The organism is Stenotrophomonas sp. CFBP8980, from assembly GCF_034046095.1.
Classification (GTDB): Bacteria; Pseudomonadota; Gammaproteobacteria; order Xanthomonadales; family Xanthomonadaceae; genus Stenotrophomonas; species Stenotrophomonas lacuserhaii.
This window is the reverse complement of record NZ_JAXCXF010000001.1, coordinates 759,453-772,201: the sequence shown is the minus strand read 5'-3', so window position 1 is coordinate 772,201 and position 12,749 is coordinate 759,453. Positions and strand designations below refer to the sequence as shown.

Sequence of the window (12,749 nt, the reverse complement as noted above, 5' to 3'; positions counted from 1 at the left end):
ATCAGCCGAATCGCTTCAAGGCCACGACCAGCGATTCGCCCATCATGCGCAGGAACAACGTGCCCATGCCCGGGTAGAACCGGTTGGGGTCGTGGCTGCCCACGGCGATCAGGCCGACGCCGGGAAGCGGCAACAGCGCCGTGGTCTGGATCTCCTCGGCACGTCCGCCATACAGCACCGCATTCTTCTCCGGCTGCAGGCGGCCGCAGATCGGCTCGCCGTCCTTCAGGCAATCGCGGAACGGCCCCAGCAGCGGACTGTCGGCGGCCAACACCTGCAGCCACGGCGCCTGTTCCAACCCCGCCACCGGCACGTGCACCACCAGCCGCACCAGGTCGCCATCGAAATCCTCTTCCAGCGTCGCGGCCATCGCGCGCAGCGTATCGGCTGCGCTGTCCTGCTTCATCAACGCCAGGGTCAGCTGATGGGTACGCACGGCGAGGCGCTCGTTTACCTGGGCGGTATGGCCCAGGTCCGCCAGCCGACGCGACAGCTCGCGGTTCTTGTCACGCAGCACGTCCAGCTGGTAGCTGGCCAGCGACGCGGTGGGGCCATCATCGCGCGGCACCACAAGCGTCAGCGCCAGGTCCGGGAACTGTTTCAGGAAGCCCGGATGCCGCCGCAACCAGGCGGCAACCTCGTGGCCGGCGAGTTTTTCCGTACTGTCACTCATGCGTTCCACTCCCCTTCGAACACGAATGCGCTGGGTCCGGACATCACCACCGGCTGGCCTTCACCGGCCCACTGGATGCGCAGTTCGCCACCGGGCAGGCTGATCCGTGCATCAGGGCCCAGGCGACCACGCTGCATCAGCGAAACCGCCGCCGCACACGCGCCACTGCCGCAGGCCAGCGTCTCGCCGACACCACGTTCGTAGACGCGCAGGCGCACATGGTCCGGCTCCAGCACCTGGGCAAAGCCCACGTTAACCGATTCGGGGAACGAGGCATGCTGCTGCAGCGAGGCGCCCAGGCGCTCCACCGGTGCGGCATCGACCAGGCCGACTTCGATCACTGCATGCGGATTGCCCATCGACACCGCGCCGAAGCGCACGGTCTCGCCCTGGAGGGGCAGCAGGTATTCATCGCGCGGGCGGGCGAAGCCGATCAACGGAATCTGCGCCGGTTCAAACACCGGCACGCCCATTTCGACCGAAAAACGATCTTCGCCGAGCGTACGCACCGAATGCGTGGCCAGCGGGCTGTCGATGGCGAATTCACTGTCCACGGTATCGCCGTTGCGGACCAGCCAGGCGGCCACGCAGCGTGCGCCGTTGCCGCACTGTTGGGAGCTGCTGCCGTCCGAATTCCATATCCGGTAGGACGCCACCGACGTGGGTGCCCGCGGTGGTTCGATGGTGATGATCTGGTCGCAGCCTACGCCGGTGTGCCGGTCGGCCAGCCGCGCCGCCAGCTGTGGCGAAGGCGGCGCGGTGCCATCGCGCAGGTCGATCATGACGAAATCATTGCCTGCGCCGTGCATCTTGCTGAAACGCAGTGGGGTGCCGCGCGGATGTTGACGGCCAGCGGCCGCCGCTACCGCATCCTGTGCTGCCTCACTCATTGTTGTCGCCGGCGCCATCGTCGATCTGCGGTGTCACCGGGTCCGGAACGGTGCTGGGATTGCCCGCCTCGGTGTCCTGGGTGGCAGGCGGGGTGGCTTGCTCCTGCGTGGCATCGTCGGCGGCGGGCACGTCGACCGGCTCGGCGACTTCTTCCACCGGCACCGGCTTCTGCGGCAGTACCAGCGGACCCTTGTTGCCACAGGCGCTGAGGAACAGCAGCGCGGACGCTGCCAGCGGAATCAGGATGAGGCTTCGGCGGGGATTGTTCATGCCCCGAGTGTAGCGCCGAGCCCTGCCCTTCGTCGCCCACCGCGCCCCGCCTGCAGCGGATGGATTCACGCTCCAGCAGGGGGTAGCGGACGCATCCACAACCACCCGCACACCACCATCATGCTGCCGATGGAGAACCCCTTGACCCAGGCCACCGGCACGCACCAGAGCATGATGCCGGCACAGACCGCCATGGTCAGCGTGGCCATCCATTTGCCACGGCGGCTGACCGCCCCGTGCGCCTGCCAGTTGCGGATCGCCGGGCCGAACCGCGGGTGGCCGAGCAGCCAGCCGTGCAGCCGTTCGGAACCGCGCGACGCCGCCCAGGCCGAAATCAGGATGAACACGGTGGTAGGCAGGCCGGGCACGAAGATACCGACGATGCCGGTGCCCAGGCTGGCATACGCCAGCAACCACCACGCCCACTTGAAGCGCGCCCGGCGCGCAGGCGCCGGGGCGTCAGGATCAGCAGGACGGACAGGCGTGTTCATGCCACCAAGGATACGGTAGTGACGGCCGCTGGCCGTCAAACCAGTTGGGCCGCTGGGTGGGTGACGACCGTTGGTCGTCACGCTCTTCGGCCCGGCACAGTGACGACCAACGGTCGTCACCCACCAACCGTCGTCACCCACCAGCGGCCGTCACTACCGATCGATCAGGGGCCCGACACGCCCAGCTGGTCCAGCACGAACGCATACGATTCGGCCAGCTCCTGGTAACGCTGGAAGCGCCCGGACTTGCCACCGTGGCCCGCTTCCATGTTGGTGCGGAACACGATCGGATGGGTACCGGTATTGTCATCGCGCAGCTTGGCCACCCACTTGGCGGGCTCCCAGTACTGCACCTGCGAATCCCACAGGCCGGTGCCCACGAACAGCGCCGGGTAGGCCTGCCTGGCCACGTTGTCATACGGGGAGTACTTCAGCATGTAGTCGTAGAACGGCTTCTGCTCCGGGTTGCCCCACTCGTCGTACTCATTGGTGGTCAAGGGGATGGTCGGGTCGAGCATGGTGGTCACCACATCGACGAACGGCACCTGGGCGACCATCACCCGGTAGTCCTGTGGCGCCTGGTTGGCCACCGCGCCCATCAGCAGGCCACCGGCGCTGCCACCGGAGGCGGCCACGCGGTCCTTCGCCGCCCAGCCCTGCTGCACCAGCCCACGGGTGACGTCGATGAAGTCGTTGAAGGTGTTCTGTTTGTTCAGCAGCTTGCCGTCTTCATACCAGTCGCGCCCCATCTCCTGGCCCCCACGGATGTGCGCGATGGCATACACCACGCCACGGTCGAGCAGGCTCACCGCGGTCTGGTTGAAGTAGGGGTCCATCGACATGCCGTAGCTGCCGTAGGCGTACTGGAACAGCGCGCCGGTCCCGTCCTTCTTGAAGCCCTTGCGGTACACCAGGGAGACCGGCACTTTCACGCCGTCGCGCGCGGTGATCCACACACGGTCGGTTTCATACTTCGACGCGTCATAGCCGATCACCGGCTGCTGCTTCAGTTGGCGACGCTCGCCGCTCTGCGTGTTGATCTCCAACACCGTGGTCGGGGTGGTCATCGAGGTGTACGCGTAGCGCAGCCACGGCGTATCGGCTTCGGTGTTGTCATCCAGGCCCATCGAGTAGGCCGGCTCATCGGCCTTCACGTAGTCGGTGCGACCGTCCTTGAACAGCAGGCGGATGCGCTCCAGGCCTTCGGAACGTTCGGCAATGGCGGTGAAACCATCGAACAGTTCGAAGCCTTCGATGTACACCGCCGGATCATGCGCGATCCAGTCCTTCCACTGCGCGCGCGAGGTCGCGTCGGTGGGCGCGGTGACCAGCTTGAAGTTCTTGGCCCCGTCGTTGGTGCGGATCACCCAGCGACCATCGAAGTGGTCGGCATCGTATTCCACCTCGCGGTGGCGCGGGGCCAGCACGGTGAAGGCGGTCGGATCGCTGGCCGGCGCATAGCGCTCTTCGGAGGTCACCGTGCTGTGCAGGCCGATGGTGATGAAGCGGTCGTCGCGGGTGCGGCCGATGCCCATGTAGAAGCTGTCGTCTTCTTCTTCGTACACCACCACATCGCTGCTCGCCGGGGTGCCCAGCACGTGCTTCTTCACCCGCACGGTCAGCAGGGTTTCCGGATCGTTTTCCACGTACAGCACGGTGCGGTTGTCATCGGCCCACACCAGGTTGCCGGACGAACCGGTGATGGTGTCGGGCAGGACGTCACCGGTGCGCAGGTCCTTGAAACGGATGACGTACTGGCGACGGCCGACATCATCATCGGCCCAGGCCAGCAGCTGGTTGTCCTGGCTGACCTCCATCGTGCCGACGCTGAAGTAGCCCTTGCCGGCCGCCATCTGGTTGACGTCCAGCAAAATCTCTTCGGCCGCCTGCATGTCGCCCTTGCGGCGCGCATGGATGGGATAGTCCTGGCCGGTTTCAAAGCGGCTGTAGTACCAGTAGCCGCGCTCACGCGCCGGCACGCTGGAATCGTCCTGCTTGATACGCGCGACGATCTCCTTGTACAGCGTTTCCTGCAGCGGTTTCAGCGGCGCCACCACCTGGTCGGTGTAGGCGTTCTCGGCCTGCAGGTAGGCCAGCATCGCCTTGTCTTCGCGCTTGTCGTCGCGCATCCAGTAATAGTCGTCGTTGCGGCTGGCACCGAACGGGGCCTTGACCACGTGCGGGCGCTTTTCGGCGTCCGGCGCGACGGGCGGGGGGGCGGCGTGGGTGGTGGTGGTCATCAGGCTCGCAAGCAACAGGCAGAGGGTGGACTTCACGAAGTAAGGCTCCTGGGACGGGATTGCAACGGCTTCCTTGAACCGCCAGTCTGGGCGTACGCGTGGCAGTGGACAAGCCTGCCGTTGGTCACCGGCGTACCATGGGCGGCATGAGCCTTCTGCATGACGACAAGCGACCGGCCTACAGCCGGCGCAGCCACGATATCGCCCCCTTCCACGTGATGTCCCTGCTGGCGCGTGCGCAGGCGCTGGAACAGGCCGGCCACGATGTGATCCATCTGGAAATCGGCGAGCCGGACTTCACCACCGCCGCACCGGTGGTGCGTGCCGGCCAGGCCGCCCTGGCCGCCGGCCACACCCGCTATACCGCCGCACGCGGCCTGCCTGCGCTGCGCGAAGCAATCGCCGGTTTCTACCGCAGCCGGTACCAGCTGGATATCGACCCGCAGCGGATCCTGGTCACCCCGGGCGGTTCCGGCGCGCTGCTGCTGGCCAGCAGCCTGCTGGTGGACCCGGGCAAGCACTGGCTGCTGGCGGACCCGGGTTATCCGTGCAACCGGCATTTCCTGCGCTTGGTGGAAGGCGGCGCGCAGCTGGTGCCGGTCGACGCCGGTACGGCCTACCAGCTCACCCCGGACCTGGTGGCCACGCACTGGAACGAACACAGTGTCGGGGCGCTGCTGGCCTCGCCCGCCAATCCCACCGGCACGGTGCTGTCGGCATCGGAGCTGGCGGCGCTGTCGCAGGCGCTGCGCGCGCGGGGTGGGCACATGGTGGTCGATGAGATCTACCACGGCCTGAGCTACGGCACGGACGCGGCCAGCGTGCTGCAGGTCGACGACTCGGCCTTCGTGCTGAACAGCTTCTCCAAATACTTCGGCATGACCGGCTGGCGACTGGGCTGGCTGGTGGCACCGCCGGCCGCAGTGCCGGAACTGGAGAAGCTGGCACAGAACCTCTACATCAGCGCGTCCAGCATCGCCCAGCACGCCGCGTTGGCGTGCTTCGAAGACGAAGCGATGGCGATCTTCGAACAGCGCCGCGAGGCATTCCGCCAGCGCCGTGATTTCCTGCTGCCCGCGCTGCGCGGACTCGGTTTCCGCATCGCCGTGGAACCGCAGGGTGCGTTCTACCTGTACGCGGATGTCAGTGCGTTCACTGACGACGCGCAGGCGTTCTGCGCCCACTTCCTGGAAACCGAGCACGTGGCCTTCACCCCCGGCCTGGATTTCGGCTTCCACCGGTCAAACCAGCATGTGCGGCTGGCCTATACGCAGGAAATCCCGCGCCTGCAGGAAGCGGTGGAACGGATCGCGCGCGGGCTGCGCACGCTGACACGGTAGTGACGGCCGCTGGCCGTCACCCCGAAAACCATGACGGCCAGCGGCCGTCACTACCGAATCAGTTACCGCCCAGGCGCTCCCACAGGAAGCTGTAGGCCAGTGCGGACATGTGCGCGGCCTGCGCATTGTTGGCCGCACCGCCGTGACCGCCTTCGATGTTCTCGTAGTAGGTCACGTCCTTGCCGGCGTCGATCATCTTCGCCGCCATCTTGCGGGCGTGTCCCGGATGCACGCGGTCATCGCGGGTGGAAGTGGTGAACAGCACCGGCGGGTACGCCTTCTTCGCATCGAACAGGTGATACGGCGAGAAGGTCTTGATGTACTCCCAGTCGGCCGTATCCGGATTGCCGTACTCGGCCATCCACGAGGCACCGGCCAGCAGGTGGCTGTAGCGCTTCATGTCCAGCAGCGGCACCTGCACCACCACCGCACCGAACAGCTCCGGGTACTGGGTCAGCATGTTGCCAGTCAACAGGCCGCCATTGCTGCCGCCCTGCACGCCCAGGTGCTTGGCCGAGGTGATCTTCCGCGTGACGAGATCGCGCGCGACCGCGGCCATGTCCTCATACGCCTTGTGGCGGTTCTGCTTCAGCGCGGCCTGGTGCCAACGCGGCCCATACTCACCGCCGCCACGGATGTTGGCGACCACGTACACCCCCCCCTTTTCCAGCCACGCACGGCCCATGCCGCCGGAATAATTCGGGGTCAGCGAGATCTCGAAACCACCATAGCCGTACAACAGGGTCGGGTTCGAACCATCGCGCGGCATGTCCTTGGCGTGCACCACGAAGTACGGCACGCGGGTGCCGTCCTTGCTGGTGGCGAAGTGCTGCTCGATGACCTTGCCTTCGGCATCGAAGAACGCCGGCATGGTCTTCAGCACTTCCGGCGCGCTGCCGATCTCGGCCAGCGCCAAGGTGGTCGGGGTCAGGTAATCGGTGGCGGTCACCCACACGGCGTTGCTGTCGTTGCTGTCCACCGCGCCGACACCCAGCGTGCCGAATGCCGGCGCACCGACGAACCCACTGCGGGTCCAGCCGTTGCTGCCGGGGGTCAGCACGCTGAGCCGGTTCTTGACGTCGTCCAGCACGTTCAGCACCACGTGGTCCTTCGTCCACACCGCACCGGCCAGCGAGGTGGTATCGGTCGGGGCGAACAGCACGTCGAAATCGCGCTCGCCGGCGAGGAAGTCGTCCAGCCTGGCCGCCAGCAGCGAACCGGCCGCGTAGGTCCTGCCGCCCACCGTCCACGGTTCGCGCAGCTCCAGGCTGAGCCACTGCTTGTGCAGGCCCTTTTCAGCCGAGTTCGGCGCGTCGATCTTGGTCAGCTTGCCATCGTCGGCGCGCAGGTACAGCTCGTTGTTGTAGAAGGCCAGCGTACGGCTGACCAGGTTGCGTTCGAAGCCCGGGGTGTCATCGTGCACGGCCGCGATGTACATGTCGTCCGGCTTGCCTTCATACACCACCTGCGCCGACGCCAGCGGCGTGCCGCGCTTCCACAGCTTGGCAACGCGCGGATAACCGGAGGTGGTCATCGAGCCATCGCCGAAATCGGTATAGACGAACACGCTGTCACGGTCGACCCAGCCCAGCCCGCCCTTGGATTCGGGCCGGAAGAAGCCGCCGGTAACCCAGCTGCGGCTGGCCAGGTCGAACTCACGGGTGACATCGGCATCAGCGCCGCCGCGCGACAGCGCGATCAGGCAGCGGTCGTACTCCGGCCGCAGGCATTCCACGCCGTGCCACACCCAGTTCTCGCCTTCGGCCTTGTTCAGCGCATCCAGGTCGATCACCGTTTCCCACTGCGGCGACGCCTTGCGGTACTCGGCCAGGGTGGTGCGGCGCCACAGCCCGCGTTCGTGCTGCTTGTCTTTCCAGAAGTTGTAGTAGTACTCGCCGATCTTCTCCACGCCGGGAATCTTGGCATCCGAATCGAGCACTTCACGGATGCTGGCTTCCATCCGGCTGAACGCCGGCGTCTGCGCAAGGCGCCCTTCTGCCTTGGCATTCTGCTCTTTCACCCAGGCCAGCGGCTTGTCACCGCCAACCTCTTCCAGCCAAGCGTACTGATCGTTCTGTTCAGTTTCAGCGGCCACGGCGGTCCCCAGCGAGGCAGCGGTCATCATGCCGGCCAGCAGGCAGGCGGAAGCGAGTCGTGACATTGTGGTTCCAGACAGTCATAAGCTGCAGAACGCTATCACAGGGCCTGCGCCCTGCCCCCATGTCGAAGGTCAGGCCGTATGGACCGTGCGCGTGGCCCGCCGGCGCGCCTGCACGCGGCGCCGTTGCCAACGCGGCAGGGGGAAGCGCAGCAGCGACCACCACGCCGCCAGCGGCATGCCCAGCAGCCACAGCGGCATCCAGCCGATCCACGCCGCATTGCCACGTGCGGCCGGCCAGACCAGCACCATCGCCAATCCCGCCAGCGCTACGTGCCTGACACAACGCAGCAGGCGCGGGTCTGGACCGGTGTCCGGGGAAGGAGAGCGAGCAGGATGATGTGGGCGCATGGAGGTCTCCGAAGGCGAAAAAGGGTTCCGAGTCGCCACCTTGCCCCTGTCGTTTCTCACCAGCTGCGACATCCCACCGTCAGACACCATTGACGAATCCCTCGCGCGCATTCGACCATGCTTGCGCAAGCCCTCCTGGAGCCCGCTTTCCCATGCCGTCGATCCGCCCGTTGTGTGCTGTCCTGCTGACCACCCTGATCGTCGGGCCGGGTTGTGCGATGTTCCGTTCCAGCGCGTCCAGCGCGCCGGAGCCGGTGGCCGTTGCCGATCAGGACGAACGGGGGGCGCCGATCAACCTGCAGCGCTTCATGGGCACTTGGTATGTGATCGGCCGCGTGCCCAATTTCATCGAACGCGGCCACGTGGCCAGCGTCAATGAATACACCCTGCGCGAGCCGCAGAAGATCGGAATCACGTATCGCTATCGCGATGGCTTCAGTGAACCGATGCAGGAAATCCAGGCGCGCGCCTCGGTCGACGAAGACAGCGGCAATCACGATTGGCGCACCTGGTTCTACCGCGTGGTACCCACCCATTCGCGCGTGCTGGAAGTGGCGCCGGATTATTCGTGGGCGCTGGTCGGCTATCCCGGCCGTGAGATGGCGTGGATCTTCGCGCGCAAGCCGGAAATGGAAAACGGTCTGTACAAGAAGCTGGCCGAACGCCTGCGTGACGAGTACGGGGTGAACACCGACAAGCTCAAGCGGGTGCCGCAGCAGCGCAGCCAGGTCGACAAACTCGGCTACGAAGTGCCCAACCAGCGCTGAGCTGCGGCCACCGCGCCGGGCACGACCCGGCGCTGGCGGTCATCTCCGGCTGTAATGGGCCACCAAGCGGTCACCGATCATCTGCAGCAGCTGCACCAGCACCAGCAGCAGCACCACGGTGACCAGCGCCACGTCGGTATGCGAGCGCTGGTAACCATCGCGGAATGCGAGATCACCCAGTCCACCGGACCCGATCGCACCGCCCATCGCAGTGAAACCGATCAGTGCCACGGTGGTCACCGTCGCGCCGGCGATCAGGCCGGGGCGGGCTTCGGGCAACAACACGCGGGTCACCAGCTGCCAGGTGGTGGCGCCCATCGCCTGGGTGGCCTCGATCACCCCGCGGTCCACTTCGCGCAGCGCCGTCTCCACCAGCCGCGCGTAGAACGGCGCTGCCCCGATCACCAGCGGCACGATGGCACCGCGCACGCCCAGCGAGGTGCCCATGAGCCCCAACGTGACCGGAATCAGCACGATCATCAGGATGATGAAAGGCACCGAACGCAGCAGGTTCACCACCAGCGCCAGCGCGCCGTAGGCAACCGGCCTGCGCCGCAGTTGCGGTGAGCCGAACAGGTACAACAGCACGCCGAGCGGCAGGCCGATGGCCAGGGTCAGCGGCAGCGACCCGGCCAGCATCAACAGCGTGTCGACGGTGGCCTGGCCGATATCGGCCCATTTGCCGGCGTCCAGGTGGCGGAAGAAGCCGCCGTTGCTTGCGAAGATCATCGGCGCAATTCCTCTACGTGCACGCCCGCAGCGGCAAATGCCTGTTGCGCGGCAGCCTGGTCGCCGCCGACCAGCGACACGATCAGCTGTCCGTACGGGGTGTCCTTGATGCGGTCGATGCGGCCTGACAGGATGTTGTAATCCACGCCGGTCTGGCGGGCGACGCTGCCCAGCAGCGGCTGGTAGGTGTCAGAGCCAAGGAAGGTCAGCCGCACGATGGTGCCGCCAACGGTATCGAAATCACCGTGCAGCGTGCCCTCGTCGATGTGCTCGGATTCGCTGACGAAACGGCGCGTGGTCGGATGCTGCGGATGCAGGAACACATCGGTGACCGGCCCCATCTCCACCAGTTCACCGGCATCAAGCACTGCCACGCGGTCGCAGACCCGACGGATCACATCCATTTCGTGGGTGATCAGCACGATGGTCAGGCCCAGTTCCCGGTTGATCTTCGACAGCAGCCCAAGCACCGAGGCGGTAGTCTGCGGATCCAGTGCACTGGTGGCCTCATCGCACAGCAGGATCCGTGGGCCGGTGGCCAGCGCGCGCGCGATGCCGACCCGCTGCTTCTGCCCGCCGGACAGCTGTGCCGGGTACTTGTCCGCATGCGCCTGCAGGCCGACGGTCTGCAGCAGTTCGGCCACCCGGGCGTCGATCTGCGCCCGTGGCGTGCCGGCCAGCTCCAGCGGGAAGCCGACGTTGGACGCTACCGTGCGCGAGGACAGCAGGTTGAAGTGCTGGAAGATCATCCCGATGCGCCGACGCAGCGCACGCAGGCCGGCTGCATCCAGGGCGGTAACGTCTTCTCCTTCTATGAGCAGGCGGCCGCCGCTGGGCTCCTCCAGCCGGTTGATCATGCGGATCAGGGTCGATTTGCCCGCGCCGGAGTGGCCGATGATGCCGAACACTTCGCCGGACTCGACGGTCAGGTCCAGGGGCTGCAGCGCACTGACGGCGCGGCCGGCCACGGCATAGGATTTGTGCAGGCGCTGGAACTCGATCACGGCAGCAGCTCACCGGATGGGCGTTGGAGGGGGGCGTGCAGCCTACCAGCGCGGACGGTCTTCCGCCTATGCCGGTGAGACGAATGATATTCCGGATGGTTCTAAGCCACGTGACAGGCCTCCCGCGCGGCGAACTGTCGCCTTCGCCGTGGCCCGTCCCAAGCCCGCCCTGGGCGGCCGGACCACCCAGACCCACTGGTGACGCGGGTCGCGCAATAGGACACGTCTGAATCCGGGCAAGACGCTGGCTATTGGCGCGGGTCGCGAACAAGACTTCGTGCTCAACGTTATCACCGCAAAGAGGATTCCGATGTTGAGCCAGAGTGCGATCACTGCGACCGTCCTTCGCGAGCCGTCCACCCCGATCCTGCCCCCTCGGCCCGACGTGGCGCCGAGGCATCCGCGCCAGTGGGGCAACGCGGGCCTGCGCGAATCCGCCACGCGCCCCCATCGATCTGCTCACACACCTGACAGCACCATCGTGCACAGGCTGATGGAACAACGCCCGGTGGCCAGCGCGCTGTTCCTGGCCGGCCTGGCGAGAGAAACGGGCACTCCGCATGCCAGTGAAGCCCTGCTACAGCAGACCGCAGCACACGCCAGGTTGATCGCCCAGGTCGATGAACGGCTCACCCTGCAGGGTGAGCCCGGACTGCGCGCACTGCAGCGCCTGGTGCATGGGCGCGCGCCGGGCCGGTCCGTGGCGCAGGTATTCGAGCAGTTCATGAGCCACCGCACCCGGCGCGATCTGGATCGCAGCACCTGCCGCGCCGATGCGCGGGCTGCGGCCACGCAGGCAGGACCGGTTGCAGCGAGCGCTGGCCGCAGCGGCAATGGCGCCGAACGCGCCACGCTGACCCGGATGCGGCTTGGCTCGCCTCTGCACTGGTTGACCGGCGGCCTGCTGCTGGCAGCCCAGGGCCGTCCCGGCGATGCCCAGCCCGATGCGTGCTCGGCAACCGCCTATGCCGCCGTGCCGACCGGCTCCGGCGCTGCGCCCGCGCCCCGCGCCATGCTGGTGCTGGGCAGTGCTGGCCTGGCCACCACGGCGCTGGCAGGGGTGACCTTGTGGCGTATCCATGCCGGTCAGGCACAGGACCGCGATGCGGTGCAGGTGGAAAACATGGCCGCCGCGCTGCGGGCCGTCCACTACCTGGACCAGCGCACGGGCGGCGACAAGGAGCGGCTGCTGGACAGCCTGGTCTGGTGCAGCGCGGCCGGCCACCCCGACCGCATCCCGGGCGACGTGCTGGAACCGCGCAAGCTGGCCCAGCTGGCCGACATGATCGGCGACGGCGACGCCGTGGGCGCATGGCTGGGCGCCCTGCTCGAACTGGACCCTGGCTGCAGCGCAAGCCCGTCGGCAGGGCCCGCCGCCCGGCTGCGCCTGGTGCGCCAGGCAAGCCACGTCAGCACGCCCGCGACCGGAGCCGGAAGCGCGCTGCTGCAGCACTGCCAGCAGATAACCCCCGCACAGCAGCCGCTGGCGACACTGGAATCGGCCTGTGCCGCGGTGACACGGGCCGACCGCGTTGCCGCGCTGGCCGATACCCAAATAAGTGCCTACGCCAGCTGCGTGCAGCGCATCCGCGCTGGCGTCATGGCGATCGAAACCGTGTTGGGCGACAACAGGCAGGCGCTGCAGAGCACCGGCAGCCTCGCCTCTGAAATAAACCGGTTGCAGATCCTGTCGATCGATCGTCTGCTGGCCCGGACGCGAGCGCTGTCTGCCCAGCTAACAGACGCGCTGGTGCGGGCCAACCAGCGCATCATCGACCGCATCGGCTGACGGGGTGCCGGTGGCGCCGCCATGAGGAACCGGTGGGCTCAACGCC

12 protein-coding genes are annotated in these 12,749 nt (G+C 66.9%); 3 read left to right on the top strand and 9 right to left on the bottom strand.

All coding sequences use genetic code 11. The features are described from left to right. Position 1: 1 nt before the first annotated feature. The 5 genes from SOM47_RS03440 to SOM47_RS03420 all read right to left on the bottom strand — a co-directional run bounded on the left by SOM47_RS03440 (position 2) and on the right by SOM47_RS03420 (position 4,601). Positions 2-673, bottom strand: a complete 672-nt coding sequence (locus tag SOM47_RS03440; RefSeq protein ID WP_042614324.1) for a DUF484 family protein — start codon at positions 671-673, stop codon at positions 2-4. Further along, complete coding sequence (gene dapF, locus SOM47_RS03435) at positions 670-1,482, bottom strand: diaminopimelate epimerase (protein ID WP_042614335.1); 813 nt, start codon at positions 1,480-1,482, stop codon at positions 670-672. The genes SOM47_RS03440 and dapF overlap by 4 nt, the downstream gene beginning before the upstream one ends. Positions 1,483-1,555: 73 nt before the next feature. Continuing rightward, positions 1,556-1,834, bottom strand: a complete 279-nt coding sequence (gene lptM / locus SOM47_RS03430; protein WP_042614323.1) for an LPS translocon maturation chaperone LptM — start codon at positions 1,832-1,834, stop codon at positions 1,556-1,558. Positions 1,835-1,899: 65 nt separating this feature from the next. Beyond that, on the bottom strand, positions 1,900-2,325 hold the full coding sequence (locus SOM47_RS03425; protein WP_042614322.1) for a YbaN family protein: 426 nt from the start codon (positions 2,323-2,325) through the stop codon (positions 1,900-1,902). A 164-nt stretch (positions 2,326-2,489) separates the two neighbouring features. Then, positions 2,490-4,601, bottom strand: a complete 2,112-nt coding sequence (locus SOM47_RS03420) for a S9 family peptidase (protein ID WP_320504769.1) — start codon at positions 4,599-4,601, stop codon at positions 2,490-2,492. A 101-nt stretch (positions 4,602-4,702) separates the two neighbouring features. Here SOM47_RS03420 and SOM47_RS03415 point away from each other — a divergent pair, with 101 nt between their 5' ends. Beyond that, positions 4,703-5,905 carry a pyridoxal phosphate-dependent aminotransferase gene (locus tag SOM47_RS03415; protein WP_414715769.1) on the top strand — a complete coding sequence of 401 codons (1,203 nt, stop codon included), beginning with the start codon at positions 4,703-4,705 and terminating at the stop codon, positions 5,903-5,905. A 58-nt stretch (positions 5,906-5,963) separates the two neighbouring features. Here the strand turns inward: SOM47_RS03415 and SOM47_RS03410 are convergent, their stop codons facing one another. Together SOM47_RS03410 and SOM47_RS03405 are read right to left on the bottom strand one after the other, a co-directional pair. Next, positions 5,964-8,066, bottom strand: a complete 2,103-nt coding sequence (locus tag SOM47_RS03410) for a prolyl oligopeptidase family serine peptidase (RefSeq protein WP_320504767.1) — start codon at positions 8,064-8,066, stop codon at positions 5,964-5,966. Between the two features lie 69 nt (positions 8,067-8,135). Continuing rightward, positions 8,136-8,414, bottom strand: coding sequence for a hypothetical protein (locus SOM47_RS03405; RefSeq protein WP_320504766.1), 279 nt, complete (start codon positions 8,412-8,414; stop codon positions 8,136-8,138). Positions 8,415-8,632: 218 nt separating this feature from the next. Between SOM47_RS03405 and SOM47_RS03400 the strand changes: the two genes are divergently transcribed. Continuing rightward, positions 8,633-9,181, top strand: coding sequence for a lipocalin family protein (locus SOM47_RS03400; protein WP_414715768.1), 549 nt, complete (start codon positions 8,633-8,635; stop codon positions 9,179-9,181). A gap of 39 nt (positions 9,182-9,220) precedes the next feature. Here the strand turns inward: SOM47_RS03400 and SOM47_RS03395 are convergent, their stop codons facing one another. Continuing rightward, positions 9,221-9,910, bottom strand: coding sequence for a methionine ABC transporter permease (locus tag SOM47_RS03395; protein WP_042614317.1), 690 nt, complete (start codon positions 9,908-9,910; stop codon positions 9,221-9,223). Next, positions 9,907-10,914 carry a methionine ABC transporter ATP-binding protein gene (locus tag SOM47_RS03390; protein WP_320504764.1) on the bottom strand — a complete coding sequence of 336 codons (1,008 nt, stop codon included), beginning with the start codon at positions 10,912-10,914 and terminating at the stop codon, positions 9,907-9,909. The genes SOM47_RS03395 and SOM47_RS03390 overlap by 4 nt, the downstream gene beginning before the upstream one ends. A 493-nt stretch (positions 10,915-11,407) precedes the next feature. Here SOM47_RS03390 and SOM47_RS03385 point away from each other — a divergent pair, with 493 nt between their 5' ends. After that, entirely contained in the window at positions 11,408-12,703 is a 1,296-nt protein-coding gene (locus SOM47_RS03385) for a hypothetical protein (protein ID WP_320504763.1), read from the top strand. Positions 12,704-12,749: the final 46 nt, after the last annotated feature.

Bases quoted from the DNA above. Each gene is read 5' to 3' on its own strand.
- SOM47_RS03440 (WP_042614324.1), bottom strand. From the start codon at position 673: ATGAGTGACAGTACGGAAAAACTCGCCGGCCACGAGGTTGCCGCCTGG.
- dapF (WP_042614335.1), bottom strand. From the start codon at position 1,482: ATGCACGGCGCAGGCAATGATTTCGTCATGATCGACCTGCGCGATGGC.
- lptM (WP_042614323.1), bottom strand. From the start codon at position 1,834: ATGAACAATCCCCGCCGAAGCCTCATCCTGATTCCGCTGGCAGCGTCC.
- SOM47_RS03425 (WP_042614322.1), bottom strand. From the start codon at position 2,325: ATGAACACGCCTGTCCGTCCTGCTGATCCTGACGCCCCGGCGCCTGCG.
- SOM47_RS03415 (WP_414715769.1), top strand. From the start codon at position 4,703: ATGGGCGGCATGAGCCTTCTGCATGACGACAAGCGACCGGCCTACAGC.
- SOM47_RS03410 (WP_320504767.1), bottom strand. From the start codon at position 8,066: ATGTCACGACTCGCTTCCGCCTGCCTGCTGGCCGGCATGATGACCGCT.
- SOM47_RS03405 (WP_320504766.1), bottom strand. From the start codon at position 8,414: ATGCGCCCACATCATCCTGCTCGCTCTCCTTCCCCGGACACCGGTCCA.
- SOM47_RS03400 (WP_414715768.1), top strand. From the start codon at position 8,633: ATGTTCCGTTCCAGCGCGTCCAGCGCGCCGGAGCCGGTGGCCGTTGCC.
- SOM47_RS03395 (WP_042614317.1), bottom strand. From the start codon at position 9,910: ATGATCTTCGCAAGCAACGGCGGCTTCTTCCGCCACCTGGACGCCGGC.
- SOM47_RS03385 (WP_320504763.1), top strand. From the start codon at position 11,408: ATGGAACAACGCCCGGTGGCCAGCGCGCTGTTCCTGGCCGGCCTGGCG.